Genomic DNA, 1,465 nt, shown 5'->3' with positions numbered 1-1,465 from the left:
GTCTTGCCCACGTCGTAGCGGGTGGCGGGGTTGCGGTTCTTGGAGCCGGGTGGTCGTCCTGGCCCCGGCCGGGTGGGTTTGGGTGCACGGGCCGGACTGCCGAGGTGAGGGCGGATGTTCCTGAACCCGCGCCGGACCCGAGTCGGGGTAAGCGCTGTGCCGGGGCGGGTGGTCTTCTCCCAGGGCTTGCGCCGGTCGGCTGCCAACGGCAGCGCGAGGCGGAGCTGGGTGTGGGCTGCGATGACAAGCCAGGTCCACCGGTCGGCCGCCTGCGGGTCGCGTAGCCGGGGACGGGTCCAGCCCAGGGACTGCTTGAACAGGCGGAATGTGTGTTCCAGGTCGAATCTGCGCAGGTAGCAGGACCAGACGAAGTCGACATCGTCCGGACCTGCGCCGGTCGCGGAGGACCACAGCCAGACCGGTGGCGCATCTCGGTCACCAGGCAGGTGATCGACCTTGAGACGGACCAACGTTCCCTCGACCAAGGGGAGTTCGCCGTCCAGGTCGATCCAGGCCGAGCGGTGGGTGAGCCGGGGATGGACCCGGTCCCAGGCGCGGGCCTCGGCCTTGCCGTAGCGGGGCGTGTCGTTGAGGGTCACCACGGCCGGTTCGGGCCAGGTCTCCGGCTTCGCCAGGCGGAACTCCGGCCCGTGCTTCGGCGGCCGGCCGCCCTTGGGGGCGTAGACGCGCGGCGGCTTCGGCAACCGCAGAACGCGATCCGAACGAAGGCGCCCGACCAGCTCGACGGGCAGATCGCGCAGCACCCAGGCCAGGCGCATCACGTCATAGCCCGCGTCCACCACGACCAGGATGTTCCGGTCGCCGTCCTGCCACTGACCCGCCGTGACCAGGCGCTCGACCACGGCCCGCAGCTGGTCGGCGGTGACGGCCGCGGCGTCGTCGGCGGGCCCCAGCCGGACCGCGTCCAGGACCTGCGTCCACGACGTGCGGTCCGGGGTGAGCACGGCGACGAACGAGTACGGCCAGCCCGGCACCACGTGGTCCGATGAGCGGCCGTTGCGGCCGTGGACCAGGCAGAACAATCGCTCCGGCGAGCAGGCGGCGTCCGACCGCAGCCATGGTGAGACATCCGCCGTGAGCACGATCCGCCCGTCGAACCGCGGAAGCGGCAAGGAAACCAGCAGGTCACGCAAGCCGTCCGTGTCGAGCCGACCATGGTTCAGAGCCCCGTACAACGAGCCGTAGCCGCGCTGGTGCTCGGCGAGCAGGGACAGCTCGACCGGCGTCCGCGTCGGCCCGTCCGCACACAACAAAGCGTCGGCCAGCTCGAAGAACGCATCGGCCCGCGCAGACAGGCACCCGTAGAAGGCCGTCCGAAAGCGTGACAGTTCCGCGAACGCGTCCCGTTCGCTGGCACGCGCCAGCACACTCATCACTACGGCCTTCCTTGTGAACTCCTGGATCTCGTCGCAGAGTTCAGGATCACGAGGAAGGCCGCCCTCAT

1 protein-coding gene is annotated in these 1,465 nt (G+C 70.2%); it reads right to left on the bottom strand.

Annotated features, from left to right (window positions below):
* The coding region (locus tag IE277_RS46645) for an NF041680 family putative transposase (protein WP_189960196.1) at positions 1-1,394 on the bottom strand (1,394 nt) is incomplete at its 3' end.
* Between the last annotated feature and the right edge of the window lie 71 nt (positions 1,395-1,465).

The sequence above is a fragment of the Streptomyces alanosinicus genome (assembly GCF_014650595.1).
GTDB classification, from domain to species: Bacteria; Actinomycetota; Actinomycetes; order Streptomycetales; family Streptomycetaceae; genus Streptomyces; species Streptomyces alanosinicus.
Note: the sequence above shows the minus strand (reverse complement) of the source record. Positions and strands in the feature narration are given on the sequence as shown.